This is a genomic window from Azospirillum sp. SYSU D00513 (genome assembly GCF_017356015.1).
GTDB lineage: Bacteria > Pseudomonadota > Alphaproteobacteria > Azospirillales > Azospirillaceae > Azospirillum.
Map to the genome: position 1 here is coordinate 1 of NZ_JAFIQV010000112.1, position 1,367 is coordinate 1,367.

The 1,367-nt window shown below is 67.4% G+C and carries 1 pseudogene; it reads left to right on the forward strand.

Features of this window, described 5'->3' with window-relative positions:
- Positions 1-142 precede the first annotated feature (142 nt).
- Positions 143-1,367, forward strand: a pseudogene (locus JUB11_RS32420) (IS3 family transposase); the annotation flags it as partial.

A 1,367-nucleotide genomic window follows, 5' to 3' on the forward strand; every position in this document is an offset into this window, starting at 1 on the left:
GTGTGGGTTGCTGCCCGGTTCGATGAGACAGCTGGCTGCGGTAAAATGAACCGCAACCGGAGGTCTGACGATGAACGAGGAACAGGGGCGTAAGCCCGAGGGGGCGCCGGAGCGCGCCCACACCGCTGGCGCAGGCGCCCCCTCGGGCGCGGAGGCCCGCGCTCCCCAACGGTTCTCCGCCCAGCGCAAGCTGACCGCGGTCACGCGCCTTCTGCGCGGCGAGCCGCTGGAGGTCGTTGCCCGCGAGTTGAACGTCACCGTGGCACGCCTGTCCGAGTGGCGTGATCGTGCCCTGGCCGGGGCCGCCGCAGCGATCAAGGAACGCGAGCGCGACGAGCGTGATGAGGAGATCGCTCGGCTGAAGGCCAAGGTGGGCGAGATCACCATGGACAATGAACTTCTGTATCAGAGGATTGCCGCTCTGGAGGGCAAGCACCCTTTGGCCCGGCGGAGGTCGAGACGATGAGCCAGACCCTCTCGCCCTCCATTCAGCGCCCCTACGGTCTGGCCCGTGTTGCCCGGCTCTGGCAGGTGTCCCGCGCCACGGTTTACCGGCATCGCTTGATCTCGGCAGGGCACCCGACGTCACCGCCCAGGCGTCCTGGGCCGCTTGGTCCCTGTTCAGATGCGGAACTGACAGAGCACATCCGCCAGCAGATCCTGGGGTCGCGCTTCCATGGGGAAGGCTACCGCAAGATCTGGGCACGCCTACGCTTTGCAGGGATCCGCACCTCGGCCCGCCGGGTAAGGCGGTTGATGGGTGAGCATGGGCTGCTGGCCCCGCATCGGGTCGGGCGGCGGCGCACACGGGTGCACGACGGCACCATCGTCACCGAGACGGTGAACACGATGTGGGGCACGGACATGACGGAGACGATCACCGCAGCCGAGGGGGTGGCGCGCGTCTTCATCGCCGTCGATCACGCCAACACCGAGGTGGTGGGCATTCACGCCTCGAAAAGCGGCAACCGCTTTGAGGCTCTGGAACCGGTCCGACAGGGCTTGCTGGGTTACTTCGGCCGCATCGGCCCGGGCGTCGCGGCCGGGCTCAAGCTGCGCCACGACCACGGCTCAAACTACATGTCCGGCGACTTTCAGGACGAGATCCGGTACCTGGGCATCACCAGTTCGCCATCCTTCGTGCGCGAGCCCGAGGGCAACGGCGTGGCCGAGCGCTTCATCCGGACGCTCAAGGAAAACCTCCTGTGGGTCCGCACCTTCGATACCGTCGAGGAACTCCGGCAAGCCCTGCTGGAGTTCGCCCGGCACTACAACAAGACCTGGCTCGTCGCCCGGCATGGCCACCGCTCCCCGGCTCAGGTCCGAGCCGACCAACTCCGGGTTGATCGGCCCTCCGAAGCCGGGCT